Origin of the sequence: uncultured Rikenella sp. (genome assembly GCF_910579375.1) — a bacterium.
Classification (GTDB): domain Bacteria; phylum Bacteroidota; class Bacteroidia; order Bacteroidales; family Rikenellaceae; genus Rikenella.
The window spans coordinates 1-1698 of record NZ_CAJTUJ010000230.1; the positions used below are offsets into that span (position 1 = coordinate 1).

Here is a 1698-nt window from a genome sequence, read left to right on the forward strand (position 1 = left end):
CACCGCTGGGGTTTAGAAGGCCCAGATGAAACCAAAGATAAAAGCCCCAATAGCCGGTCGTAGAAGACGACCAGCTGGCGCCGTGATGTCCCACATATGTCAAGGCTCCATCGTTGCGCTCGTGGTAGCCCGGGGCGTTCCTGTTTATTCCGAGAGGCAACGCAACTGAAGACCGTAGGCACGATAGCCTAAGTAGCTGGCATCGAGGCGTTGCGTATAGAAGTACAAGCACACCCTGTTGCTGCCCTCCACCAACGACGAATAGCTGAATCCGTCATTTCCGATGCCCATCATATCTCCCAATCGTCCATTGCTGCCCGCGTCGCGGAAGCCCGGGGCGGGGAAAGGGCATTTTTACGGACGGCGGAGTTGTTTTGTTGCTCGGAAAGTTTATATTTGTAAATCATTACACGGAGAGCGCAACGATTGTCCGGAAACCGGGAAAATCGGGGCGGGGAGAAGGGGGGAGTTCAAAAACAAAACGGATATGATTAGGGTATTGAATCAGGAAAATACGATTTTGTCGCGCTACGTGGCGCAGTTGCGCGATGAGGTCACGCAGCGGGATCCGATGCGTTTCAGACGGAATCTCGAACGCACGGGGGAGGTGATGGCCTACGAAATCAGCAAGACGCTCAACTACAGGGCCGAAACGGTCGTGACGCCGTTGGGCGAGGCGGAGGTCATGGTGCCGGCGGATGAGGTCGTCATTGCGTCGATCCTCAGGGCGGGGGTGCCGATGCACAACGGATTCCTCAATGTGTTTGACGATGCGGCGAATGCGTTCGTGTCGGCGTTCCGAAAGTATAGCAAGGACGGGACGATGAAGGTCGTTCTGGAGCAGGTCACGACGCCGAGTCTCGAAGGAAAGGTGTTGATCGTGGTCGATCCGATGCTGGCGACGGGGGCGTCGATTGAACTGGCCTATTATGCCCTGATCGAAAAGGGTGGGGTGCCGGCGCATACGCATCTGGCCTCGGTGATCTCGTCGACGGACGGGGTCGAGTATGTCCGGAAGCATTTCCCGATGGAGCATGTCACGCTCTGGACGGCGGCGGTGGACGAGGAGATGACGGTCAAGTCGTATATCGTGCCGGGGATCGGCGATCCGGGCGATTTGGCGTATGGGAAGAAGCTGTAGGCGCGTCTGCTTTGTATGAGAGGGGCGGGTTTATCTTTCCAGGTCTCTAAAAAACAGCTCGTTGGGGTGTCCGTCGATGGCGATGAAGGGGGGCTGGCGGACGAAACCGCACTTGAGGGCGACGCGCTGGGAGTTGAGGTTGTCTGCGCGGGTGGTGATCCACAGGGCGGAGATATCGGACAGGGCTGTGTAGCGGGCGGCGAGTAGCTCGACGGCTTCCGGAATGTAGCCGTTGCCCCAGTGTGCTTCGCCGAGCCAATAGCCTATTTCCCGCTGGTCGGGGGCGATCGATCCGTAGTGCTCGTGGCGGCGGGGTACCAGACCGATGCAGCCGATCGGTTCGTCGAGGCTTTTCAGTACGACGGCGTAGGTCTCGGGCTCGCTGAAGAGGGTGCGGATGACTTCGCGGCTCATGGCTTCGGAGGTGTGCGGGGGCCAGCCGGCGCGGGGGCCGACGTGTTCGCTGCGGGCGTGGCGGAAGAGGGCCGGGGCGTCCGAAAGCTGCCAGGGACGCAGGAGCAGGCGGGCGGATTCCAAGGGGGGATTCTGGGGGGACA

Annotated in this window: 3 protein-coding genes; 1 reads left to right on the forward strand and 2 read right to left on the reverse strand. The window is 59.8% G+C overall.

Annotation, left to right across the window (positions count from 1 at the left end):
* Positions 1-144: 144 nt before the first annotated feature.
* Positions 145-294 carry a hypothetical protein gene (locus QZ302_RS09945; protein WP_294594959.1) on the reverse strand — a complete coding sequence of 50 codons (150 nt, stop codon included), beginning with the start codon at positions 292-294 and terminating at the stop codon, positions 145-147.
* Between the two features lie 193 nt (positions 295-487).
* On the opposite strand from QZ302_RS09945, the gene upp reads away from it, so the two are divergent.
* On the forward strand, positions 488-1141 hold the full coding sequence (gene upp, locus QZ302_RS09950) for a uracil phosphoribosyltransferase (RefSeq protein ID WP_294594961.1): 654 nt from the start codon (positions 488-490) through the stop codon (positions 1139-1141).
* Positions 1142-1171: 30 nt separating this feature from the next.
* Here the strand turns inward: upp and QZ302_RS09955 are convergent.
* The coding region (locus QZ302_RS09955; RefSeq protein WP_294594965.1) for a GNAT family N-acetyltransferase at positions 1172-1698 on the reverse strand (527 nt) is incomplete at its 5' end.